Origin of the sequence: Allokutzneria albata (genome assembly GCF_900103775.1) — a bacterium.
Lineage (GTDB): Bacteria > Actinomycetota > Actinomycetes > Mycobacteriales > Pseudonocardiaceae > Allokutzneria > Allokutzneria albata.
In genome coordinates this window covers 6,009,336-6,032,801 of the sequence record NZ_LT629701.1, presented here as the reverse complement: position 1 = coordinate 6,032,801, position 23,466 = coordinate 6,009,336, and the positions used below count along the sequence as shown (strand labels likewise).

Here is a 23,466-nt window from a genome sequence, read left to right as displayed (position 1 = left end):
CCTCGGTGCCGCACCGGTTAGTGAACCTTCACCGGGCGGTGGAACCCATCCCTGCCTCGTCCGTCTCGGCTCTACAAAGGACACTAAAAGCTCGGGTATTTCCATGCAGATCAAGAAGAAGCTGTCGGCCACTCTCGTCACCCTGGCTGCCGCGGGCGGGATGGTGCTCACCGCGCCCGCCGCGGACGCGTGCGAGGGCAACGGGCCCAATGGCTGGAATTGCCGCCACACCATCAGCGGCGGTCACAAGATCTCGATCCTGTTCTACGGCGACAGTCGCACCATGGCGGATTGGGACAACGGGCACTACTACACCCACCTCGACCGGTCCTTGGACGGCAGCAAGACCTGGAATGGCCCGTTGGCCACTGACTGCACCGGCTGGCACTGATCGAACGTGGTGGGGCGATCCGATCGCCCCACCCCTCCACGACGACCGCCGCCGCTCGTGCACCGTCTCGTCCAAAGTGGACACGTCGGTTCTGCGCGGTCGAACGCGCGGCGCGAGGCCGAAGTGGGAACCGCGTTGGGCGCTTCGAGTGGCCGGAGTGGGGGAGGGGCCCAATACTTTCCGCGGGTTACCCGTTGGGAGGACTGGGATGGGTCTCACCGCGGACGAGGTCCGGGACAAGCGCTTCTCGAAGGCGCGGCTCGGGCGTCGCGGCTACAGCGAGGTCGAGGTCATCGGGTTTCTCGCCGAGGTGGCGAACACCCTGGACGGCCGGGGCAACGTGACGGCGGCACAGGTGCACAACGTCGCGTTCAGCACCTCGCTCGGTGTCGGCGGCTTCGACGAGGAGGAGGTCGACGACTACCTCGACCTCATCGAGGAGGAACTGGCCGTGCGAGCCGAAGCCGGCTAGCGGAGGAAGGCCAGTACGCGCGCGGCGATCTCCGACGGGTTCTCGAAGAGCATCGCGTGGCTGCCGGGGAACTCGACGACCTCGACGCGGGGGTTCGCCACTTCGGCGAGCTCGCGGTTGAGGCCGTCGCGGTAGACGGCACCCAGGTTCTCGAAGGCGTCCATCCCGGGCATTCCGCGCGTCGCGGACAAGACCAGGCACGGGCAGCGCAGTTCTTCGTAGCGGGCCAACAGGTCCGCATCGGCCAAGCCGCGGCGCAGGGCGCGCAGGATCTCCGGGCCGGGGCGTTCGACCTGGTGCGCCTGCGCGTCGAAGAGCGCGTTCAGCTCGTCGAGGCCCGTCGTGTCCGAGTACTGCGAAGGATCGCTGATGTGGCGGTGGCCGCCGTCGATGTTGACCACGCCGGGGCAGCGCGGGTGGGACTCGCCCCACAGCACGGCGAGCCCGCCGCCCAAGGACATGCCCACCACAGCGGGCCTTTCCAGGGCGAAGTGCGAGACGACGCGCGCGATGTCACCGATCGCGCCCTCCCAGTCCCACGGCGCGTCACCGGAGTCGCCGTGGCCGCGGAGGTCCAGTGCGATCACGCGGTGCCTCGAGGTGAGCATCGGGGCGAAGGCGGACCAGGTGTCCTTGCTGCCACCGAGTCCGTGCAGCAACACCACCGGGGTCCCGGTCCCGCCGAAGTCCCGCGCGGAGATCGGGACCGGGCCCGGCACCAGAACATCCGTTGTGGACATTTCTAGCCCCGGTTGGTGTTGCGCTGGTGCAGGCGCAGCCGGACCGATTCCGAGGTGACGCCGCCATCGGCGTGCCGGACGAGCTTGCCCCGGTTGACCAGGTCGTGCACCGCCTGCTTGGTGATGCCGAGCATCGCGCCCGCAGTCGAGTAGGGCAGGCCGTCGGTGGTCGGATGACCGATGCGGTGCGCGACGACCTGCCCGAACGGGGCGGTCCACCAGGAGGTGGGCGGGTCGAACGGGCGATCGCCCGGGTAGAGCGTCGCGATCAGCCGCATCGCGGTCTGGGTCGCCACCTGGTCGCTGGGACCGAGCAGCTCCTTCGCCCAGACCTCCGCCTGCGTCCTGGTCCTGCGCTCCAGCTTGGTCAGCGTCCAGTCCGTGCCGAGCAGGATCTCCAGCGGGTCCAGCAGGCGACCGGTCACCAGCTGGACCAGCTGTTCCGCCAGCGCCGCCTCGGTCACGTCAAGGGCCATCGCGCACCTCCTTGACGGCGACCGTAAAGTACTTGACGGTCGCCGTCAAGATGCCTCGACCGAGCCGCTGGAGCCGTGCACGGTGATGGTCTGACCAGTAACGATCTCCTGGGTGGCGCGCGCGACGCCGACCACGGCCGGGATGCCGTACTCCCGCGCCACCACCGCGCCGTGCGAGTTCGGGCCGCCCATCTCCATCACCAGTCCGCCCGCGGTCAGGAACAGCGGCGTCCAGCCCGGATCGGTCGACGGCGCCACCAGGATCTCCCCGGGGTGCAGCTCGGCGCCGACCGGATCGAGCACCACCCTGGCCACCCCGGTGACCGTGCCGGGAGACGCGCCCGTCCCGCGCAGCGCTCCGTCCACCGCCACGGCGACGGCCTCCGGCTCGGTGCCGTCGGAGAGCAGCATCCTGGGCACGTGGCGCCTGCGCCGCTCGCGGTCGTAGTCGGCCCTGCGCCGCACGACCACCTCGGTGAAGTCCTTGCCCCGCAACGCCTCCCGCGCCTCGCGGAAGTCGAGGAAGAACACGTCGTCCGCGTGCTCGATGACGCCGGACTCGGCCAGTTCGGCGCCGACGAGCTTGAGCTGTTCACGAACGCGGGAGAACGCCAGGACCACGCAGTACTTCGGCAGCTCGCGGACCCCGGCCAGGGCCCGGATGCGGCGCAGCGCCGCGCGCACCAGCCTGCCGCGCCGACCGGCTCGCCGCGCCAGCTCCTCGATCATCGCCTCGGCCTCGGCGACGCCCTTCTCGAACTGCCTGTCCGCCGCCCACTCCGGATCGTCGACCCGGCGGTAGTTGGCGATCACGCCGCGCACGTGCGCAGGGTCCTCCGACCAGCGCGGAACACCCAGGTCGATCTCGGCGACCGCGCGGTGGCCGTACTTGGCCAGGAAGCGGTCGAGGTCGCCGTCCGAGCCGTGCCTGGCGATCCGCCACAGTTCCAGGTCCATCTCCGTGGTGACGTTGTGCGGCATGCCTTTCAGCACCACGCGCACGTCGTTGACGCAGTCCGGATCGCCGATGAGCTTCGGCATCGCGCTGATCAGCGCGAAGGTGCCCGCCACGACCGGCATGAGGCGCAGGACCCGCGGGATGGTGATCTCGGTGAAGATCTGCGTGATGAAGTCCAGCCGCTGCTCCGCGGTGAGACCGGGCCGGGTCCTGGTGAGCCTGTCGATCTCCTCGGCGTACCGGAAGGCGTTGGCGCGCACGACATCCGGCCGCAGCAGGGCGTGCAGTGCCCTGGGCGGGGCGCCGATGTGCAGCGCGATCTTGATGATCTTCCGCAGCGTCGGTCCGCGCCTGGTGGTGGTCAGCGCGAACCGCGGGTCCTCGGTGAGCTGCTGGAAGATCTCCGCGGATCGGCTCTCCATCATGCCGAACAGGCGGGGGAGCAGGGCCCGGCCGACCGGGTTGCGCAGCGGTGCGGTGATGTCCACGTAGATCCGCCAGCCGCTCTGGGCGAACACCGGCGGCCCGTCCAGCGGATCTTCGACGGGAAGGCCGAAGCGCTTCGCCCCCGCGCCCATGGCCAGTCGCATCCCTGCGAGACCCGCGGGGGTGATCGGACCGAACACGCCCTGCGCCACGTTGGCGGAGAAGTACGCCCGCAGACCGTCCCTGGTGGACTCAGGGATCGGGTAGAGCGTGGTGATCGGGCGGGACTGGGTGAGCCACAGTTCGCCGTCGGCGTCCAGTGCCCACTCCGTGTCCTGAGGCGCCCCGTAGTGGTCCTGCGCGTGCTTTCCGAGGTCCACCAGTCGCTTCAGCTGATCGTCGGTCAGACAGAAGTCCTCTGTGGACAGTTCGACGTGCTCCGTCCCGCCGCCCGCCTTCGACCTGATCGCCATGTGCTTGTCGCCGATCGTGCGGTCGAGCACGCGTCCGTCCGCCGCCACCACGAAGTGGTCCGGGTTCACCGAACCGGAGACCACCGCCTCGCCGAGACCGGGACTGGCGTCGATGACGAACTCCGACCGCGTCCCGGTGACCGGGTTCGCCGTGAACATCACGCCCGCCACCTCGGCGTCGATCATGCGCTGCACGACGACCGCGAGGTGCACGGTGCTCTGGTCGATGCCGTTGCTGTCGCGGTAGCTCACCGCGCGGTCGGTCCACAACGACGCCCAGCACCTGCGCACCGCGTCCAGCACCGCGTCGACGCCCACCACGTTGAGGTAGGTGTCCTGCTGCCCGGCGAAGCTCGCGTTCGGCAGGTCCTCCGCGGTCGCCGACGAGCGCACGGCCACCGGCACGTCCTCGCCCAGGGCGCGGTAGGCGGTGCTGATCTCCTCGGCCAGGTCGGCCGGAATGGCCGCGCTGCGCAGCATGTCGCGCGCTGTGGCCGGTTCCTGCGCGAAGACCGGTCCGGTGACCTCGATCATCCGCCGGTAGGCGTCCGTGGTGACGCAGAATCCCGGCGGCACCGGAATGCCCGCGTTGATCAGTTCGCCCAGGTTGGCGGCCTTGCCGCCGACCAGCTCGCCCATACCGCCGTCCAGCGCGGCCAGGTCGAGCACCACCTCACGCCTGCTCTTCCCCCGCTGTTGCCCTGTGCTCATCGCGATATCTCCTCGCGGCCTCGGCCAGCAGGGTCGTCGATCGCGCGACGATCCGCTGGTCCTCCTCTGACAGGTACGCCATCAGTCCCAGTTGCGCCTCTGCCCTGCTGCGTTCGAAGCCGCGCAGGAACTCCCGCCCCTCGTCGGTGAGGTGCACCCTTTTCGCGCGCCGGTCCTCGGTGTCCTCCCGTCTGCCGACGAAGCCCCTCGCCACCAGCTGCTCGACCATCCGGCTGGTCGCCGAGACGGAGCGGCCGACGTGGTCGGCGAGGTCCTTGACGGTGGGCGCGCGGCCCGTGTCGAGCACGTAGAGCGTCGCGACGTGGATGAGTTGGAGATCACCGGCTCTGCGGACCACCGAGAGCATGAACTCCGACAGGAGTTCTCGGCGGACCGCACCGATCTCCTCGGCGAGGCGGTCGCTGTCCTGGTGGAGCACGGCGTCCTCCAAATACTTGCGTCCTTGCAACTAGTGCATGAGTGCACGCTATCGCGGACGGGGCGGCTAAATCAACGGGTGTTGAAAAGGTGGCTGGAACATCGCCCGTTGGGGAAGCTGGGATGATCGAGGTCGGTGTGTCGTCGGCTGTTCATCGAGTGGGGGTAGCAACACGATGCGGGACGTGCTATTTGACCTGATCAACGGCATGGCCGGCAGCAACCCCGTCCTCGACGACGTGATGCTCTTCGCCGCGGGGCCGTTGATCTACCTGCTGTTCGCCACGGCCGGGATCGTCTCCCTGCTCGCGATGCGGACGCAGGATCGGACCACCAACATCTGGATGGCCGGTCAGGTCGGCGCGGCCCTGCTGCTCGGCTTCCTGGTGAACCGGGTGCTGCGGATGATGGCCTTCCACGAGCGGCCGTTCCAGACGCGCCCGGTCAACCAGCTCGTCGAGCACGAGCCGGGAGTGTCCTTCCCCAGCAACCACGCGACGGCCGCCATCACCGTCGCGCTCGTGGTGGGGATCTTCGTCTCCGCGCTGTGGGGCTGGCTGCTCGCCCTGCCCGCGCTGCTCGTCGCCTTCTCGCGGGTCTACGTGGGCGTGCACTGGCCATCGGACATCATCATGGGCGGGATCGTCGGCGTCGTCGCCACGGTGGTGGTGTGGTGGGCGGCCAAGCTGCTCCTGCGCAGGTACGCCGAGACCGAAGAGGCCGACGAGCTCGACGACCTCACCGCCGTCCTCCCGCGGGTGCCCGCCGCCGCGGAGGAGACCGTCGTGTTGCCGAAGATCCGTCCCTGACCGTGGATTGGGTGCCCGAGGACATCGACCTGTCGCGGCCCAGCGCCGCGCGGATGTACGACCACTTCCTCGGGGGCTCGCACAACTTCTCCATCGACCGCGAGGCCGCGGCAGTCGCAGAGCAGGCCTTCCCCGGTGTCCGGCTGGCGGTGCAGGCGAACCGGTCCTTCCTTCGGCGCGCCGTGAAGTACCTGGTGGACAACGGAATCCGGCAGTTCCTCGACCTCGGTTCCGGTATCCCGACGGTCGGCAACGTGCACGAGGTCGCTCAGGGGAAGTGCTGCGGGGCGCGGGTGGTCTACGTCGACATCGACCCGATCGCGGTCGGCCACGGCCTGCGCATCCTGGCCGGCAACCCGGACGCCACCTCGGTGCGCGCCGACCTGCGCGATCCGGCGCGGGTGCTGGAGAACCGCGAGGTGCGCGCCCTGCTCGACCTCGACCAGCCGCTCGCCGTGCTGATGGTCGCGGCGCTGCACTTCGTACCGGACGCCGAGAACCCCTGGGGCGTGGTCTCGGGTTACCTGGACCGGCTCGTCCCCGGCAGCTACCTGGTGCTCTCCCACGGCACCAACGAGGACTTCTCCGACGAGGAGAACTCGGGCTTCGAGACGGTGCGCGAGGTCTACCAGCGCACGGCGAGCCCGATCGTCGTGCGGACCGAGGACGAGGTGGCGAAGTTCTTCGCCGGACTGGAGCTGGTCCCGCCCGGCCTGGTGCGGCTGTCGGACTGGCGGCCGGACTCGGCGGAGCAGTGGAAGTCCTGGCGCTGCGGGGTCGCCAGGAAGCCTGGGCCGATCGGATGACCGCGTTCACTCGCGGTTGTGGAAGCAGCCCTGGTCACGGCCCGTCCGACCGCTTCCCGCCGAAGTGGTCGTCGAACTTTTTCCAAGTTCCCCGCAACCCGGGTGCTCGTTGACCGTCCTCCTTTGTGTGGAAGTTGAGGGACTTCCGCCGAAGGGGAGAGAGAAAATGAAGCGCACCTTTGCCGTCGCGGCAGTCGCATTCGGCGCGATCCTTGTCGGTTCTCTTGCGCACGCGGCTCCGGCCGGTCCGGTCCTCGGTCCGGACGGACTGGGTGACCTGAAGCTCGGCATGTCAGAGCCCGATGCCTACCAGACCACGCTGCTGCACGCCTACCAGGGCGAAGACCCGGGCGCGGGGATCAACCCGGTCTGCTCCAAGTACGAGTTCCGCGCGGCGCCGAACGAGTTGAACGTGTTGATCTCGCCGACGAAGGGTGTTGCCGTCATCCACGCCTACCCCGGTGTCCGCACCCCGCGTGGAATTGGAATCGGATCCAGCAGGAAAGAACTCGTCGCGGCTTACCCGGAATGGTCGGAAGGGCCCAACGGGCGCTGGGTCGACGTTCCCGGAAATCCGAATGCGGGTTATGCGATCGACGTTCGCGACGACAAGGTGATCGGCATCGGCCTTTACCAGAATGAGCAGGACTGCTCGGAGTAGTCCTGCCGACCGAGCCGCCCGGCCGATGGTTGGGCGGCTCATGGCGCATGTGGTGGACTTCCCGGCGAAGCCGTTCAGGGAGGAACCCGCATGCCCGAGTTGTTGGCCGGCACCCAGCGCGCGCTGCTGCGCCGCCTCGCCGTTGACCAGAGCGAGAACCGCGTCCCGTCGATCGTCGCCGCGGTGGTGCGCGACGGAGCGCCGGTGTGGATCGGCGCGCGGGGCCAGGTCGACGGGGCCGAGCCGACCGCGGACACGCAGTACCGGATCGGCTCGATCACCAAGACCTTCGTCGCCGCGCTCATCATGCGGCTGCGCGACGAGGGCAGGCTCGACCTCAACGACCCGCTCGACCGGTTCGTGCCGGGCACGCCCGCGGGTGCGAGCACGATCGCGCAGCTGCTCTCGCACACGGCGGGGCTGACCGCCGAGTCGCCGGGGGAGTGGTGGGAGCGCACCCCCGGCGTCCCGGCCGACGAGCTGATCTCCTTGCTGGACAAGCAGTCCATGCCGCACCGCCCCGGTCGCCGGTTCCACTACTCCAACCTGGGCTTCGGCCTGCTCGGCGAGGTCATCGCCCGCAGCAGGGGGATGAGCTGGATGGAGGCGGTCGAGGCGGAGATCCTGCGCCCGCTCGGCATGGGCCGCACCACCTTCCTGGCCCAGGCCCCGCACGCGCAGGGCTACGCCGTGCACCCGTGGGCCGACGTGCTGCTGCCGGAGCCCTCGCACGACGGCGGCGCCATGGCCCCGGCCGGGCAGCTCTGGTCGACCGCGACCGACCTCGCGCGCTGGGCGGCGTTCCTCGGCGGCGACACCGGGGAGGTGCTGCACCCCGACACGGTCGCCGAGATGCGCGAACCCGCGATCGTCGACGACGCCGACGAGTGGCGCGGCGGGCACGGGCTCGGTCTGCAACTGATGCGGCACAAGGGAAGGCGCGTCGCCGGGCACACCGGCTCGATGCCCGGCTTCCTCGCGACGGTGTGGGTGGACCCCAAGGACAGCACCGGCGTGCTGTTCCTGGCCAACACCACGGCGGGTGGTGGATACCTGCTGCTGACCGACTACTTCGACATCATGGCCGAGCGCGAGCCGCGGGTGCCCGGGACCTGGACGCCGATGCCCCAGTCCGAAGTGGACAGTGAGCTGCTCGCGCTGACCGGGCAGTGGTACTGGGGTCCCTCCGCCTACGCGCTGCGCCTGCGCAAGGGCGGTCTGCTCGACCTCACGCCGATCAACGGCAGGGGCAGGGCGTCCCGCTTCCGCCGCGACGACAACGGCGCGTGGATCGGGCTGGACGGCTACTACGCGGGCGAGGAACTGCGGATCGTGCGGGGGGCCGACGGTGCGGTGAGCCACCTCGACCTGAACACGTTCATCTTCACCAGGACTCCCTACGACCCGAACGCGGCCGTGCCGGGCGGTGTGGACGCGGACGGGTGGCGCGGCCTGTGATCGGTGAAGGGCTCCGGCTGCGCCACCCCCGGCCCGAGGACCACCTGCGGCTGCTCACCGTGCTCGATGAGTGGTGGGGTGGTCTGGGCGGTGAGGCCGGGGCGCAGCAGCGCGCGTTGTTGTTGCCCCGCTTGTACTTCCAGCACTTCACCACGACGAGCTGGTTGGTCGAGGACGCCGAGGACCGCCTCGTCGGCTTCCTGATCGGCTTCCTGTCCCAGACCGATCCCGAGGCCGCGTACATCCACTTCGTCGGCGTCGAGCCCGGGCTGCGCCGGTCGGGCCTGGCGCGCAGCCTCTACCAGTGCTTCTTCGACCTCGCGCGGGAGCACGGGCGCACCAGGGTGCACAGCATCACCAGCCCGGCGAACACCACGTCCCTGGCCTTCCACACCGCCCTGGGCTTCCTCGTGGAGCAGGGCGAGAAGGTGGTCGACGGGGTGTGGGTGCAGCCGGACTACGACGGTCCCGGGCTGGACCGCATCGCCTTCGTCCGCAGGCTCTGAGCGGAAAACCGTTGTCGGGGGGACCACGCGGGTCCCCCCGACAAGGGGTTGGGTGAACGTCCCCCAGTGAGTCCGACCCCCTCGGTCCAGACCCCTGCGATCACCCGTGTCTTTGTAATGCACATGCATCGTAACCAGCCTTCGGGGTGGTTGGCAATGCACACGCATTGTCAACTTGCCTGCCTGGCGGTACATCGTGGTTACAGGTACCTTGTTCCGCATGGTAGCTGCGGGACCGTTCAAAGCGGTCAGCCAGATGCGGCGCGGTGTTCTGGAGTACTGCGTGCTGGCGCTGTTGCGGGACTCCCCGCGCTACGGCGTGGAACTCGTCCAGACCCTCGGCGCGAGCGGGGCCCTCACCACCAGCGAGGGCACCATCTACCCGCTGTTGTCCCGGTTGCGCCGCGACGGCCTGGTGGAGACCACCTGGCAGGAGTCGGCGACGGGGCCGCCCCGGCGCTACTACTCGCTCACCCGGGCCGGGCACCGCTCGCTCGCTGAGTTCACGGCGGAGTGGACCCGGTTCCGCGATGCCGTCGAAGGATTCCTGGCCCCCTCGGAGGGACGATGAAGGTGGAAGATCAACTCATCCGCGGCTATCTCGACCGTCTGCACGCGGCCGCGAGAGCGCTGCCGGAGGACCGCGGGCGCGAGCTGATCGCCGATGTCGCGGAGCACCTCGCCGTGGCGCTCGGCGACCCCGCGGTGACAACGGAGGCCGATCGCCGCCAGGTCCTCGACCGCCTCGGTGAGCCCGAGGAGATCGTCCGCGCCGCCCTGGAGGAGCAGCCGGTCACGGTCTTTCCGCCGGCCCAGGCGCCCGCGCGAATGTCGCCGGGCGTGAAGACCGCCTTGATCACGGCGGTCGTGGTCCTGGCCTTCCTGTTGCTGGTCCTGTTCCTGTCGAGCCTGTTGTTCGCGGCCAACGTCGTGGAGACGGGGCCATCGCAGGGGTCTGTGGTGGTGCCGACTCCGATGAAGTCCCCGACGGGCTGAGGTCGTGGACGCCCGGCCGCTGCTGATCGTCGACGCGGCCAACGTCGTCGGCTCCGTGCCCGACGGTTGGTGGCGCGACCGCCGCGGCGCCAACGAACGCCTGCGGGACTCGCTGGTTCCGTTGGGCGACAACGGTTTGCCGCAGATCGAAGGTCCGCTCGACGTGGTGCTCGTCGTTGAGGGCGCGGCACGCGACGTGGCCGGGGTGGAGGGCGTTCGCGTTCTCTCCGCGCCCGGCTCCGGCGATGACGCGATCGTGGACCTCGTCCGCGCGGCGGTCCCTCGGCGCTGCGTCGTGGTCACCGCCGACCGGGGACTCCGCGATCGCGTGACCGCGCTCGGCGCCGAAACCCTCGGCCCACGCGCCGTCAGGTGAGCATCAGGGCCAACACCGGCACCGGAATCGCCCACGACGGGTTCTCGAAATCGGTGATGTCCTTGGTGGCGACGATGCCTCGGCCGTACTTGGCTTCGATCACCCGCGCCTCGGTGCGCCAGCCGTGGGAGACCCATTTCGCCTCGACCGGAGTGGTCTGCTGTTCGACTCCTCGGGTCGGCACCGGCACGGGGCCGAGATCGACCTCGTTTCCCGAACCAGTCCGGACGTAACCGATCGTGTCCGCGCTGGTCCATCGGCCGGGCTGAGCGTCATCGATCGCCAAGGCCATAGCGGTGGCCAGGGTGCTCTCGGTGAGTGCGGTCATGGATGGTTCCGGAAGTCCGGCGCGAAGCCGGTGACCGAGCCAGCCGAGAACGGGGTCAGTCAGGTAGAACTTGGACTGGGATCCGGAAATGCGTGCGCCGGTGTCAGTGATCTGGTGACACCACAAGCCCGCGAAGCTCCGCGTCAGCCTGTTCAGTCGCACATCGAAGGTCTGGGCGTTCGGGTAGCCGAGGTGTTCGGCGGTGCTTCGCCGATTCAACGGAGATGTCGACCGGTGCTGAATCTCCGCCAGCAGCTTCGATATCGAGTCCGGGGACGCGTCGTGGTCGACATCGCGGTGCAACCACGCGGCGAGGTCCTCCAGGAACGACTGGCTCACCATCCCGTCCCTGGTGTGTTCGGCGACCGCGCGAGGAAAACCCCCGGACGTGAGGTAGGACTGCCACGCGAGGTCGAGGTCGTCGGTGGACAATTCGAGTTCCGTCGCGAGCTTCTTCGCCATGGGCCCCTGCAGTTGCCAGGGAGCGATCGGGGCTGGGCGACCGAGCTCCGGACGGGTGGCGGCAAGGACGTCTCGGAACCGCATGGGAAACAGCAGCCGGGTGCGGCGTTGCGCGGTGGCGCCGGCGCGGCCGGCAAGTAGGTCCCGCTCCACATCGCCGGTGTCGCTCCAGGACGATCCGGTACACACCACTGTGTCGTCGCCGACTGGCGTGTTGTCCCGCTGGTACTTCAGGACTGCCGTCCAGTCGTCGATCCCGGTCACCTCGTCGAGCAGCCACATTCGCGGCCGGGGTCGAGCGTGGTCGACCGATCTGGTCAGCTCTCTGCCGAGAACGAACGTGCGGCGGAGGTGCCGCGCCTGCATGCCGTCAGCGGGCAGGTAGATCACTTGGCGAGGATCGACGTCGTCGCGGCCGCAGAGGGTGACCACGGTGTCCTTCAGGGCAACGGATTTGCCGACGCGCCGGGGACCGCGGAGCACGACGAGCTTGTCGTCGACCGGTCCGTTGGCGATGTCGTCAAGTACCGATGAGCGGTAGCCCAGGTCGTACCGATCGCGATCGCGGAGTACCCGGTCGCTGGCGACCCAGCCCAGCGGATCGCCGCCCGAACTAGCTCGCCACCAGGGGTTGACCTCGCGCAACCGGGCGCGGATCTCGTCGTCTCTCACCAGGCACGCTTATCAAAATGGGGGGGGTTCTGCATCTTCTATCACTCAGAAGGGGGGTGGTTCTGAACAGATCGGCCGCGAAGCCACGAGCGCTGCGGCACGACGGCGGGGATCCTCCCACGATGTGAGCGGAGGAAGGTCCGGGCGACGCGTCGTGTTCACTGCTGGTGTGACCTCTCCGAAGCCTCGCGCCAGGGTGCGCGCCCCCGAACTCACCGGCCGTGGCTGGTTGAACACCGGTGGAGCGGACGTCGAGCTCGCCGAACTGCGCGGCAAGGTCGTCCTCCTGGACTTCTGGACCTTCTGCTGCATCAACTGCCTGCACGTGCTCGACGAGCTCCGGCCGATCGAGGAGGAGTTCGCCGACGTCCTGGTCACCATCGGCGTGCACTCCCCGAAGTTCACCCATGAGGCCGACCCGGAGGCGTTGCGCGCCGCGGTCGAGCGCTACGAGGTCCACCACCCCGTCCTCGACGACCCGGAGCTGGGCACCTGGCAGCAGTACGCGGTGCGCGCCTGGCCGACGCTGGTGCTGGTCGACCCGGAGGGCTACGTCGTGCACGTGGCGGCGGGGGAGGGCCACGCCGAGGCGCTGCGCCGGGTGATCCGCGAGGTGATCGCCGAGCACGAGGCGAAGGGCACGCTGCACCGCGGCGACGGCCCGTACGTTCCGCCGCCTGCGCCGGAGACCGTGTTGCGGTTCCCCGCCAAGGCGATCCGCACGCCGAACGGCACCATCCTGGTCGCGGACTCCGGGCGGCACAGCCTCGCCGAGCTGGACGAGACCGGTGAGCACCTGGTGCGCCGCATCGGTTCCGGCGTGCGGGGGCGGGAGGACGGCCTCGCGCCGGCCTTCTCCGAGCCCAACGGCCTCGCCCTGCTGCCGCCCGAAGTCGCCGAGCGGGTGGGCTACGACGTGGTGGTCGCGGACACCGTCAACCACCTGCTGCGCGGGGTGCGGCTGGCGGACGGCCGGGTGTCCACTGTGGCCGGTACCGGAAACCAGTGGCGCGACGGGGAAACCGATGGTCCGGGGCTGGAGGTCGATCTCACCAGCCCGTGGGACGTGGTGTGGTGGCCACCCGCGGGCGGGGTTGTGGTCGCCATGGCCGGAAATCACACGATCGGGCTGTTCGATCCGTTGTCGGGCAACGTTTCCCGCTTTGCCGGAACGACCGTGGAAGGGCTGCGCGACGGAGCGGCCGAGCAGGCGTTCTTCGCGCAGACCTCCGGCTTGGCCGCCGATCCGGAACGGCTCTGGCTTGCCGACTCGGAGACCTCGGCGCTGCGATGGATCGCCAAGGGGGACAACGGCTTCACCGTCCACACGGCGGTCGGCGAGGGCCTGTTCGACTTCGGCCACCGGGACGGTCCGGCGAAGCAGGCGTTGCTGCAGCACCCGCTCGGCCTCGCGCTGCTGCCCGATGGCAGCGTGGCGATCTGCGACACCTACAACGGTGCCATCCGCCGGTACGACCCGGTGACGGACGAGGTCTCCACGCTCGCCACCGACGTGGCTGAGCCCTCCGGTGCGGTGGTCGTCGGCGGTGAGCTGGTCGTGGTCGCCTCCGCCGCGCACCGCCTCGAGCGCCCCGTGCCCCCGGGGCTCAGCGCGCGGCTGGTGGCCGGAGCCGCCCAGCAGGTTCGCCGCCTGCCCACCGGCATCGCCCCTGGCGAGATCGACCTCGTCGTCGTGTTCACGCCGCCGCCGGGCGAGAAGCTCGACGAGCGCTACGGCCCGCCGACCAGGCTGGAGATCACCGCGTCGCCGCCGGAGCTGCTCGTGGAGGGCTCGGGCTCGGGCACCGGGCTGAGCAGGCGCCTGGTGATCGCCGAGGGCATCCCGTCCGGTGTGCTGCACGTTGTCGCCCAAGCGGCCAGCTGCGACGTCGACGCGGAGCACCCGGTGTGCCGCCTCGCCCGTCAGGACTGGGGCGTCCCGGTCCGGGTGGAGCAGTCGGGACTACGGCGATTGCCGCTGGTCATGGGCGGAATGGACGAGCAGGCGGAGTGATACGCATCACCGCGAGCTGCCATCTTGCCGCATTACACCGCAACGAAGGTCTGGTGTGTGACCGGTATCCGTGGTAGCTCGCCCCGGCCCGCCCAGTAAACTCCGCTGGTGCCCGATGCCAAGCTCGAAATCCAGCTTCTGCACGATCGCGTCATGGTGAAAGTCGTGCGGGAGGCAGGAGAGCGGCGAAGCGGCGGCGGGATCGTCATCCCGGCCACCGCCCAAGTCGCGAAGCGCTTGTCGTGGGGCGAGGTGTTCGGGGTGGGCAACCACGTCAGGACCGTCAAGGTCGGTGACCGGGTGTTGTTCAACCACGAGGACCAGTTCGAGGTCGAAGTACAGGGCGAGGCGTACCTCGTGATGCGCGAGCGCGACCTGCACGCGGTCGCCAGCGAGCGGACCGAGCACGGTACGGGTCTGTATCTGTGATTCGTGTTCTCGGAGTTTCCGCCGGCCGGTAGGCCGGCGCGTGCATCCCGAGCGCACTTGGAGGAGGGAACGCGGTGTCGGACGACAACGGGAGGCCCGACCCGCAGCCGGAGGACGGCTCGACACCGGCTGCCTCGACACCTGCCGGCGGTGATCCCGCGGGATCGCAACAGCGTCCGGTGAGCGCCGAGCGCACGACCAAGCGCATCCAGTGGATGTCCGCGCCGAAGCCCGGCGCCGAGGCACCCGAGCCCGCCAAGGACGTCCCACCCGCACCTCCGGCCCCACAGCCCCAGGCGCCGCAGACTCCTCAGGTCCACCGCAGCGGACCGCAGCCGCGCACGCCGCAGAGCATCGCGCCGACGGACGGCACGCCGCGCGTGCACTACAACTCACCGCAGCAGCCGCAGCCGTCCTCGTTCGGCGCGCCCGGTCAGTCGCCGGTGCACCACAGCGGTCCCCAGCCCAGGACCCCGCAGCAGCCGAGGAACCCGGGCCAGCAGTGGTCCCAGCAGCCGCCGAGCAACATCCAGTACCAGGGCGAGCAGCCGCAGCAGCGGCACGACAGCGGTCCGGTCCGCCGTGAGCAGCCGCCGGTGCAGCAGCCGCAGCGGCACGACAGCGGTGCTGTTCAGCGGGAGCACGGCCCCGGCCGGCAAGCTCCGGCTCAGCAGCCTCCGGTCCAGCAGCGCCACGACAGCGGTCCGGTCCAGCGCCCGCGGCCCGAGACCGAGCAGCCCAAGCCCGCGGAGGCCCCGAAGCAGACGGTCTCCGGCGCCGCACTGTTCCAGAACGTCGCGGAGCAGACGGAAACCGTTGTGTTCCAACAGCTTCCGTCCGCGCCGAAGCCCGAGACCGAGAAGCGCGCGGAGGACGAGGCAGCGCGTCGTGCCGACGACGCCCAGAAACCCGAGCAGGCGACGACGTTCGCCCACTCCGTCAGCGACACGCAGCCGAACCCGAAGCCGGAGCAGGCGACCACCTTCGCGCGTCCGGTCGGTGATCCGCAGAACCCGGAGCAGGCAACGGCATTCTCGCGCTCGACCGGTGAGACGCCGCGTCCTGAGCAGGCGCCGCGCCCGGTCGGTGACGCGCAGCGTCCTGAGCAGGCGACCACGTTCGCGCGTCCGGTCGGTGACCCGTCGAGCCCGGAGCAGGCGACGGCATTCTCGCGCTCGACTGGCGAGACGCCGCGTCCGGAGCAGCCGACGACTTTTGCCCGTCCGGTCGGCGATCCGTCGAGCCCGGAGCAGGCGACGGCATTCTCGCGTTCCACTGGCGAGACGCCGCGTCCCGAGCAGGCCACGACGTTCGCCCGTCCCGTTGGTGATCCGTCGAAGCAGGAGCAGACGTCCCGCCCGTCCGGTGACGCGCCGCGTCCGGAGCAGGCGACGACGTTCGCGCGCCCGGTCGGTGACGCGCCGCGTCCGGAGCAGGCGACGACGTTCGCGCGTCCGGTCGGTGATCCGCAGAAGCCTGAGCAGGCAACGGCATTCTCGCGCTCGACTGGCGAGACGCCGCGTCCTGAGCAGGCGACCACGTTCGCGCGTCCGGTCGGCGACCAGAGCACCAACCGGATCGACCAGGCGACCACGGCGATCCGCCCGGAGGCCCTGAGCGGTCTCGGCGCAGGCCGCCCGGTCGACCCCGCCGCCGACACGGTTCGCATCCCGAAGATCGACGCCACCACCACCGTGGCCCCGGCCAGGGCCACCTCGGTGTTCAACGCCAAGCCCCCGGCCACCCCGCCCCCGCCGGTCGACGACGTGATCGACCCGCTGCCGGAGGACGACGGTGAGGGCGAGCGCTCCGGTCGCGGCAGGAAGATCCTGCTGGCCGCGGCGTCCGTGGTGGGCCTGCTCGGCGTGCTCTACGTCGGCGACCTCCTGCTCACCCAGGGCAACGTGCCGCGCGGGGTCACCGTGGCGGGCGTGGACGTCGGAGGCATGGACCGGGCGTCGGCCGAGAAGAAGCTGCGCGAGCAGATCGAGCCGAGGCTGGGCAAGCCGGTCGCGCTGCGGGTCGGTGACGTGGACACCGAGATCTCCCCGCAGGAGGCCGGGCTGACGATGAACTGGAAGGGCACCCTCGACCAGGCGGGCGAGCAGTCCTACAACCCGTTCACCAGGATCGCGTCCTTCTTCACCACCACCGAGCTCGGCGTGGTCACCTCGGCTGAGGAGAGCAAGGTGACCGGCGCGCTGGAGCACCTGCGCGAGGTGACCGACCGCCTCCCCGCCGAGGGCACGATCGAGTTCACCGACGGCAAACCCAAGCCGATCGACCCGAAGCCCGGGCAGAAGCTCGACGCCGCGGGCGCGGTCCCGGTGCTCAAGTCGGACTGGCCGAGCGGCCGCCGCGTGCAGCTGCCCGCGATCATCGACCCCGTCACGTCCACCCCGGAGGGCGTGCGCAAGGCGCTCGAGGAGATCGCCAAGCCCGCCGTGTCCGGCCCGCTGACCGTGCTCGGCGAGGGCGGCAACGCCATCGTGCAGCCCGTCGCGATCGGCAACGCGATGCGCTTCGAGTCCGACGGCAAGGGCGGACTGACCGCCTCGCTGGACGTGCCGAAGATCGCCGAGGTCGCCCGCCCGCAGCTGGCGTCGACCGACAAGCCCGGCAAGGACGCCGAGATCGTCATCGAGGGCGGCAAGCCGGTGGTCAAGCCGTCGACCGACGGCAGGGGCGTCGACTGGGAGAAGACCCTCGCGGGCGCGCTGGAGGTGCTGCGCAAGCCCCAGGACCGGCAGATCAAGGCGACCTACTCGCAGCTGCCCGCGAAGCTGACCACCGAGCAGGCCAACGCCCTCGGCGTCAAGCAGGTCGTCGCGGAGTTCGAGACCAAGGGCTTCGCCGCCGACTCCGGCCGCAACATCAAGCGGGCGGCCGAGCAGATCAACGGCGCGATCGTGAAGCCCGGCGAGACCTTCAGCATGAACGTCCGCACCGGCCCGCGCACCGCGGCGACCGGGTACGTCGAGGCCGCGATCATCGAGAAGGGCGAGCTGAGCCGCGCGGTCGGCGGCGGTGTCTCGCAGATGGCCACCACGCTCTACAACGCGGCGTACCACGCGGGCATGGTGGACGTCGCGCACAAGGAGCACAGCTTCTACATCTCGCGGTACCCGAAGGGCCGGGAGGCGACGGTCTTCCAGAACCCCAACGGCAGCAGCGTGATCGACGTGAAGTTCAAGAACGACAGCAAGACCGGCATCCTGATCCAGACGATCTGGACGCCGTCGAACATCACCGTCCGGATGTGGGGCACCAAGACCTACGAGGTCACCGGCCAGACCAGTGAGCCGTTCGCCCAGACCGCCCCGCAGGTCAAGGAGATCCCGCACGGTCAGCCCTGCACCCCGAGCCCGGGTGCGGGCGGCTTCAGCGTGAAGGACACCAGGACCATCAAGGACCTCACGACCGGTGCCGTGCGCCGTGAGGAGCGGACGGTCCGCTACAACCCGCAGCACAAGGTGGTCTGCGCCCCGCCGCCCGCGGGCGGCTGAGCCGGAGCACGACGAGGGGGCCTTCCTGCGGGGAGGCCCCTCCGCTTTGCTCCGAACGGCCGCGTTTCGCCTGGTAGCTGGTGGTGCATCTCTCCAGGGTGGAACGAGTCGTCGAGATCGGCGGCCGGGTGGGCATGGCCTGCTTCGGCCTGGTGCACCTCGTCGTGGCCTGGCTGGCCGCTCACGTCGCGCTCGGCAGCAGGCAGGCCGACGCCGACCAGAAGGGCGCACTGGCCACGATCGCCGCGCAGCCGCTCGGCGTGGCGCTGCTGGTCGCGCTCGCCGCGGGCCTGGCCGCGTTCGCGATCTGGCAGCTGCTCAGCGCCTTCTTCGGCCATCGCTGGATCTCCGACCAGCGCAAGCGCACGGTCAAGCGGGTCACCTCGGCGGCGCGCGGGATCGCGGGCGTCGCGCTCGCCGTCATCGCGGTGAACTTCGTGATCGGCGAGAGCCAGAAATCCGGTAACCAGAGCCAGAAAACGCTCACGGCCGAACTGCTCGCGCTGCCGGGCGGGCGGTGGATCGTCGCCGCGGTCGCCGCCGTGGTGTTCGGCGTCGGCGTGGCCGCTGTGCTCAAGGGCGTGCGCAAGACCTTCCTCGAAGAGCTGGACATGACCAAGCTCCCGACGGGAACGCGGACCTGGACGCGGCGACTCGGGATGATCGGCTACCCGGCCAAGGGAGTCGCCTTCGCCGTGGTGGGAATCCTGCTGGCACTGGCGGGTCTCACCGCCGACCCCAACCGGGCGGGCGGTGTGGACCAGGCGCTGCGGGAGTTGGCCGCGCTGCCCTTCGGGATCGTCATCCTGCTCGCCGTCGCGCTCGGGCTCGCGGCGTTCGGCGTCTACTGCTTCGCCGACGCGCGCTGCCGCAGACCTTGAGGCGGTGGAAGGGCGGCACCCGTGGGTACCGCCCTTCTTCCTTTGCGCCCGTTCGTCACCAGAAACAGCCCGCGGGCACGTAGCCCACCTTCTTGTAGCGCCCGACCCAGACCACGTAATACCAGGTGGTCGGATCACCGGTGCCGCAGACGTCCTGCTTCTGGCCGTTCTCGACGAGGCTCACACATTTCTTGCCGTCCCAGTGCCCCTTCACGGTGGTCACCGTCTCGCCCCGGTGGAACTGGTCGAGGGCTCCTGCCTCGCTCTTGACCGGCTTCGGCCGGACCACCACGGCATCTGCCCTGGTCACCTTGATTTTCCGGTCGGGCTTGTGGCTCTCGGCGCACGTCCGCCGGCTGTCCGGTGCGGCCCCGGCCGGAACGACCGCGCCGAGGGTGAGAAGCGTGGCACCGGTGAGCACTGCCGCTGCGAAACGTGAAAACGAAGTAGACATGGAAATGATTCGCTCCACTGAGCTCCATTGACGACGGAGAGTGCAGGCTATTTCCTGTGCAGCCACGGGCCAATGCTTTTGATTCGGTCCGAACCGTTATTTTCTTCCCGGTGCGCACAGCAAGAAGTGGCGGCGCCGTCACCGGCACCGCCGCTTCTCTTCCCGACCGGGATCGTGGGGAGATCAGAACGCCGCTTCGTCGATCTCCATCAGCGAGCTGTCCGTGCTCTCGACGATCTTGCGCCGCGAGGACAGCTCCGGCAGCACGTTCTTGGCGAAGAAGCTCGCCGCCGCGACCTTGCCCTCGTAGAAGGAGCGGTCCTTCGCCGACGGGCCGGAGTCCAGCGCCGCGATCGCCACGTCGGCCTGCCGCAGCAGCAGCCAGCCGATCAGCAGGTCACCCATGCTCATCAGCAGGGTCACGCTGTTCTGGCCGACCTTGTAGAGGTTGCGCTGGTCCTCCTGCGAGGCGGTGAGGAAGCCGATCAGCGTGCCCAGCATGCCCTGCGCGTCCTCGAGGGCCTGCTTGAGCAGCGCGCGCTCCTCCTTGAGCCTGCCGTTGCCGTTCTCGTTGGCGATGAACTGCTGGATCTCCCCTGCCAGGAAGCCCAGCGCCTGGCCCTTGTCGCGGACGATCTTGCGGAAGAAGAAGTCCAGCGACTGGATCGCCGTGGTGCCCTCGTACAGGCTGTCGATCTTGGCGTCGCGGATGTACTGCTCGATCGGGTAGTCCTGCAGGAAGCCCGAGCCGCCCAGCGTCTGCAGCGAGTGCGTCAGCATCTCGTAGGCCCGCTCCGAACCGACGCCCTTGACGATCGGCAGCAGCAGGTCGTTGACCCGGTTGGCCAGCTCCACGTTCTCGCCCGCGCGGATCTGGTCCTGGAAGGTCGCGGTGTAGAGGTAGACCGCGCGCAGGCCCTCGGCGTAGGACTTCTGCAGCATCAACGAGCGCCGCACGTCCGGGTGGTGGGTGATGGTGACCCGGGGCGCTGCCTTGTCCAGCATCTGCGTCATGTCCGCGCCCTGCACGCGCTCCTTGGCGTACTCCAGCGCGTTCAGGTAGCCGGTGGACAGGGTGGCGATCGCCTTGGTGCCGACCATCATCCGGGCGTGCTCGATCACCTGGAACATCTGCGCGATGCCGTCGTGCACCTCGCCGAGCAGCCAGCCCCTGGCGGGCACGCCGTGCTGGCCGAAGGTGAGCTCGCAGGTGGTGGACACCTTGATGCCCATCTTGTGCTCGATGTTGGTGACGAAGGCGCCGTTGCGCTCGCCCAGCTCGCCGGTCTTCGGGTCGAAGTGGAACTTGGGCACCAGGAACAGGCTCAGGCCCTTGGTGCCGGGCTTGGCCTCGATGCCCGGTCCCTCGGGACGGGCCAGCACCAGGTGCATGATGTTCTCGGTCATGTCCTGGTCACCGGAGGTGATGAAGCGCTTCACGCCGTCCAGGTGCCAGCTGCCGTCCTCCTGGAGCACGGCCTTGGTGCGCCCGGCGCCGACGTCGGAGCCCGCGTCCGGCTCGGTCAGCACCATGGTGGCGCCCCAGCCGCGGTCGACCATCAGCTGCGCCCAGCGCTTCTGCTCCTCGGTGCCGTTGGCGTAGGCGATGGAGGCGAAGCTGGCCCCGGCCATGTACATGAACAGCGCCGGGTTCGAGCCGAGGATCAGCTCGCCCGCGGCCCACTGCACGGTGGGCGGGATGCCGAAGCCGCCCAGTTCGTCGATGGCGCCGAGCCGCCACCACTCACCGTCCATGAGCATCTGGTACGAGGCCTTGAAGCTCTCCGGCAGCGTCACCGAGTGCGTCTTGGGGTCGAACACCGGCGGGTTGCGGTCGGCGTCGGCGAAGGAGTCCGCCAGCGGCCCGGTGGCGAGGGCGTTCAGCTCGGTCAGCACACCGCGGGCAGTGTCCTCGTCGGCCTGTTCGAACGGCCCGCTGCCCAGCCGCTGCTGGATCTTGAACACCTCGAACAGGGTGAACTCGAGGTCGCGCAGGTTGCTCTTGTAGTGGCCCATCTCGTTGCTCCCGGGTCATCGCGGGTTGCTGGCCGGAGGGACACGCGCCCTACTAGCCGGTAACAACAGGATATTACCCATGGGTAACCGCTAGCAAGCGGTGGCCAAGGGAACTGATGTCACAAGCGGGTGAACTCAGGCCGCGGATCGACCCAGCGTCACCATCCGTACACCCATCCCGACCAGCACCAGGCCGCTGAGCTGGTCCACGCGGGCGCGCACCCCGGGCCGGGCGAGGAACCGGCGCACGGCGCCCACGGCCAGCACGACCAGCGTGTACCAGGACGCGCTGAGCGCCATCTGCGCCACGGCCAGCACCGCGGTCCCGCTCAGCACGTCACCGCCTGCCGGGAGGAACTGGGGGAGCAGGGCGAGGTAGAGCACGGCGGCCTTCGGATTGGCCAGGTTCGCCACCAGTCCCGCGCGGTAGGAGGCGAACAGGCCCCGCTGCACCGCACGGCCCGCCGTCTCCTCGTGCCGCCGCCGCGACCGCAGCAGAGCCTGGATCCCAAGCCACACAAGGTAAACCGCCCCGACGACCTTGAGCACGACGAACGCGATCTCCGAGGTCCGCACCAGCGCGGTCAGGCCGAAGGCGGACGCGAACGCCCAGAACACCAGGCCGCTGGTGTTGCCGAGGACGGTGGCCAGCCCGGCGATCCGCCCTGCCCGCAACGACTGGTCGATGATCACCGCGAGGGACGGCCCGGGCGCGATCACGACGGCGAGCACGGTGATGACGAACGGCCAGGTCAGAGCGTCCATGCAGGCAGTGTGCGCGGCGCGGGTGAGCGCACCCACCGCATTGTGGGCGCGCTCACGCCCGACCCGGTCAGCGCGCGAGGCGGGCGAGCAGCGTGCCGAGCGCGAGCAGGACGGTGATCGCGAGCGCGACGACCACGAAACCCGCGCCGTGCAGGGCGACCGCGAGCTGCGGACCGAGGCTCGCGCCGATGAACAGCACGAAGGAGTAGATGGAGACGGCCGTCGCGCGAGCCGGGCCCGCGCTGTCGCTGATCGACTCGACGAGCGCGGGACCGGCGGCCACCACGGAGGCGGAGAACAGGAACATGCCGACCCCGATCAGCACCAGACCGCCCCCGGACGCGGCCGTGATCGCGGCGCCCACGGTGGAAAACCCAAGGGCCACAACGGCTCGGCGTGCGGCGGGGATCCTGGTCACCAGGGGAGCCGCGACGGCGGTCAGCACCATCGCGGGCAAGGCGCTGGCCCGCAACCACAACAGGCCGTCGTGGTCGGCGAGCCCGGTGATCTGGATGCCGGAGTAGGCGCCGACGAAACCGGCGAGCAGCGTCGACGCGGCGGCGAACAGCAGCACCAGTCGCCGGTTGCGCAGCAGGTCGAGCATGACGCGCCACGGCGACACGCTCACCGCGGGGCGCCCGGCGAGATCGGATCGCAGCGCGAGCTTCTTCCACACCGCGCAGGCGAGCAGGCCGATCCCGCTCACCACGAACACCGCCCGCCAGCCGGCCAGATCGCCGAGCAGCTGCGCGCCCACCTGGCCGATCACCGCCGAGGAGACGAACGCGCTGGTCAGGATCGTGTAGGCGATGGCGCGGCGCCGCGGGTCGATCTGCTCGGCCACGTAGGCCATGGCGGCCGGGGCGAAGGCCGCCGCCGTGAAGCCCTGGATCGCGCGCAGGACGACGAGCGCGCTGACCCCGGGTGCGAGGGCGACCGCCGCGGTGGTCACCGAGGCCACCCCGAGCCCGACGACCATGACCCGCCCCGGGCCGAAGCGGTCGGACAGCGGCCCGAGGAACAGGAAGCCGAAGGCGTAGGCCAGGCCGAAGCCGGTGGACGACCACGCGAGGGCGGACTCCGCGACGCCGAAGTCGGCCGCGGTCAGGGGGGACAGGGGGATGGACGCGTACAGCTGGCTCACCACGAGCACGGCGGCCAAGCCCAACGCGGTGACGGTCCGGCCGATCGGGGCGTAGGTCCGCCGCTCGGCGAGCGCAGGGAGCGAATGCATGCCGAGGA

Annotated in this window: 23 protein-coding genes; 14 read left to right on the top strand and 9 right to left on the bottom strand. The window is 69.9% G+C overall.

The window, feature by feature from the left end:
* Window positions 1–103: 103 nt before the first annotated feature.
* Together BLT28_RS41055 and BLT28_RS41050 are read left to right on the top strand one after the other, a co-directional pair.
* The gene (locus BLT28_RS41055; protein WP_030429945.1) at window positions 104–391 is read left to right on the top strand and encodes a hypothetical protein; all 288 of its coding nucleotides are present in this window, start codon (window positions 104–106) and stop codon (window positions 389–391) included.
* Window positions 392–599: 208 nt separating this feature from the next.
* Window positions 600–863 (top strand): DivIVA domain-containing protein, encoded by a 264-nt coding sequence (locus tag BLT28_RS41050; RefSeq protein WP_030429946.1) that lies wholly within the window; start codon window positions 600–602, stop codon window positions 861–863.
* Here the strand turns inward: BLT28_RS41050 and BLT28_RS27375 are convergent.
* Genes BLT28_RS27375 through BLT28_RS27360 form a run of 4 tightly spaced genes read right to left on the bottom strand, consistent with a single transcriptional unit; the run spans window position 860 to window position 5,086 of the window.
* Window positions 860–1,582 carry an alpha/beta fold hydrolase gene (locus BLT28_RS27375; protein WP_162184848.1) on the bottom strand — a complete coding sequence of 241 codons (723 nt, stop codon included), beginning with the start codon at window positions 1,580–1,582 and terminating at the stop codon, window positions 860–862. The genes BLT28_RS41050 and BLT28_RS27375 overlap by 4 nt on opposite strands.
* 23 nt (window positions 1,583–1,605) lie before the next feature.
* Window positions 1,606–2,079 carry a hypothetical protein gene (locus tag BLT28_RS27370; RefSeq protein WP_030429948.1) on the bottom strand — a complete coding sequence of 158 codons (474 nt, stop codon included), beginning with the start codon at window positions 2,077–2,079 and terminating at the stop codon, window positions 1,606–1,608.
* Between the two features lie 45 nt (window positions 2,080–2,124).
* Entirely contained in the window at window positions 2,125–4,647 is a 2,523-nt protein-coding gene (locus BLT28_RS27365) for a PEP/pyruvate-binding domain-containing protein (RefSeq protein ID WP_052407378.1), read from the bottom strand.
* The gene (locus tag BLT28_RS27360; RefSeq protein ID WP_030429950.1) at window positions 4,610–5,086 is read right to left on the bottom strand and encodes a MarR family winged helix-turn-helix transcriptional regulator; all 477 of its coding nucleotides are present in this window, start codon (window positions 5,084–5,086) and stop codon (window positions 4,610–4,612) included. Before BLT28_RS27360 ends, BLT28_RS27365 begins: the two co-directional genes overlap by 38 nt.
* Window positions 5,087–5,270: 184 nt before the next feature.
* Between BLT28_RS27360 and BLT28_RS27355 the strand changes: the two genes are divergently transcribed.
* The 8 genes from BLT28_RS27355 (at window position 5,271) to BLT28_RS27320 (ending at window position 10,697) form a co-directional block, all read left to right on the top strand.
* Window positions 5,271–5,894, top strand: a complete 624-nt coding sequence (locus tag BLT28_RS27355; protein ID WP_162184849.1) for a phosphatase PAP2 family protein — start codon at window positions 5,271–5,273, stop codon at window positions 5,892–5,894.
* An 11-nt stretch (window positions 5,895–5,905) separates the two neighbouring features.
* Window positions 5,906–6,700 carry an SAM-dependent methyltransferase gene (locus BLT28_RS27350; protein ID WP_231950453.1) on the top strand — a complete coding sequence of 265 codons (795 nt, stop codon included), beginning with the start codon at window positions 5,906–5,908 and terminating at the stop codon, window positions 6,698–6,700.
* A gap of 166 nt (window positions 6,701–6,866) precedes the next feature.
* On the top strand, window positions 6,867–7,361 hold the full coding sequence (locus BLT28_RS27345) for a hypothetical protein (protein WP_030429953.1): 495 nt from the start codon (window positions 6,867–6,869) through the stop codon (window positions 7,359–7,361).
* 90 nt (window positions 7,362–7,451) lie between these two features.
* Window positions 7,452–8,819, top strand: a complete 1,368-nt coding sequence (locus BLT28_RS27340) for a serine hydrolase domain-containing protein (RefSeq protein WP_030429954.1) — start codon at window positions 7,452–7,454, stop codon at window positions 8,817–8,819.
* Window positions 8,804–9,325, top strand: a complete 522-nt coding sequence (locus tag BLT28_RS27335; RefSeq protein ID WP_231950451.1) for a GNAT family N-acetyltransferase — start codon at window positions 8,804–8,806, stop codon at window positions 9,323–9,325. The genes BLT28_RS27340 and BLT28_RS27335 overlap by 16 nt, the downstream gene beginning before the upstream one ends.
* A 220-nt stretch (window positions 9,326–9,545) precedes the next feature.
* Complete coding sequence (locus BLT28_RS27330; protein ID WP_030429956.1) at window positions 9,546–9,896, top strand: PadR family transcriptional regulator; 351 nt, start codon at window positions 9,546–9,548, stop codon at window positions 9,894–9,896.
* Entirely contained in the window at window positions 9,893–10,321 is a 429-nt protein-coding gene (locus BLT28_RS27325) for an HAAS signaling domain-containing protein (protein WP_030429957.1), read from the top strand. The genes BLT28_RS27330 and BLT28_RS27325 overlap by 4 nt, the downstream gene beginning before the upstream one ends.
* 4 nt (window positions 10,322–10,325) lie before the next feature.
* Window positions 10,326–10,697, top strand: coding sequence for a PIN domain-containing protein (locus BLT28_RS27320; protein ID WP_030429958.1), 372 nt, complete (start codon window positions 10,326–10,328; stop codon window positions 10,695–10,697).
* On the opposite strand, the gene BLT28_RS27315 is transcribed toward BLT28_RS27320, so the two are convergent.
* Complete coding sequence (locus tag BLT28_RS27315; protein WP_030429959.1) at window positions 10,690–12,159, bottom strand: AAA family ATPase; 1,470 nt, start codon at window positions 12,157–12,159, stop codon at window positions 10,690–10,692. The genes BLT28_RS27320 and BLT28_RS27315 overlap by 8 nt on opposite strands.
* A gap of 169 nt (window positions 12,160–12,328) precedes the next feature.
* On the opposite strand from BLT28_RS27315, the gene BLT28_RS27310 reads away from it, so the two are divergent.
* The 4 genes from BLT28_RS27310 to BLT28_RS27295 all read left to right on the top strand — a co-directional run bounded on the left by BLT28_RS27310 (window position 12,329) and on the right by BLT28_RS27295 (window position 18,989).
* Complete coding sequence (locus BLT28_RS27310) at window positions 12,329–14,173, top strand: NHL domain-containing thioredoxin family protein (RefSeq protein WP_231950449.1); 1,845 nt, start codon at window positions 12,329–12,331, stop codon at window positions 14,171–14,173.
* A gap of 108 nt (window positions 14,174–14,281) precedes the next feature.
* Entirely contained in the window at window positions 14,282–14,602 is a 321-nt protein-coding gene (locus BLT28_RS27305; protein WP_030429961.1) for a GroES family chaperonin, read from the top strand.
* 74 nt (window positions 14,603–14,676) lie between these two features.
* On the top strand, window positions 14,677–18,108 hold the full coding sequence (locus BLT28_RS27300) for a VanW family protein (protein ID WP_052407381.1): 3,432 nt from the start codon (window positions 14,677–14,679) through the stop codon (window positions 18,106–18,108).
* A gap of 98 nt (window positions 18,109–18,206) precedes the next feature.
* Window positions 18,207–18,989 (top strand): DUF1206 domain-containing protein, encoded by a 783-nt coding sequence (locus BLT28_RS27295; RefSeq protein ID WP_231950448.1) that lies wholly within the window; start codon window positions 18,207–18,209, stop codon window positions 18,987–18,989.
* 55 nt (window positions 18,990–19,044) lie between these two features.
* On the opposite strand, the gene BLT28_RS27290 is transcribed toward BLT28_RS27295, so the two are convergent.
* The 4 genes from BLT28_RS27290 to BLT28_RS27275 form a co-directional block, all read right to left on the bottom strand.
* On the bottom strand, window positions 19,045–19,443 hold the full coding sequence (locus BLT28_RS27290; protein ID WP_162184850.1) for a hypothetical protein: 399 nt from the start codon (window positions 19,441–19,443) through the stop codon (window positions 19,045–19,047).
* A gap of 183 nt (window positions 19,444–19,626) precedes the next feature.
* Window positions 19,627–21,459, bottom strand: coding sequence for an acyl-CoA dehydrogenase (locus tag BLT28_RS27285; protein ID WP_030429965.1), 1,833 nt, complete (start codon window positions 21,457–21,459; stop codon window positions 19,627–19,629).
* A gap of 135 nt (window positions 21,460–21,594) precedes the next feature.
* Window positions 21,595–22,224: a LysE family translocator gene (locus BLT28_RS27280; protein ID WP_043811788.1), complete on the bottom strand. Its 630-nt coding sequence runs from the start codon at window positions 22,222–22,224 to the stop codon at window positions 21,595–21,597.
* A 67-nt stretch (window positions 22,225–22,291) separates the two neighbouring features.
* On the bottom strand, window positions 22,292–23,458 hold the full coding sequence (locus BLT28_RS27275) for an MFS transporter (RefSeq protein WP_063766583.1): 1,167 nt from the start codon (window positions 23,456–23,458) through the stop codon (window positions 22,292–22,294).
* Between the last annotated feature and the right edge of the window lie 8 nt (window positions 23,459–23,466).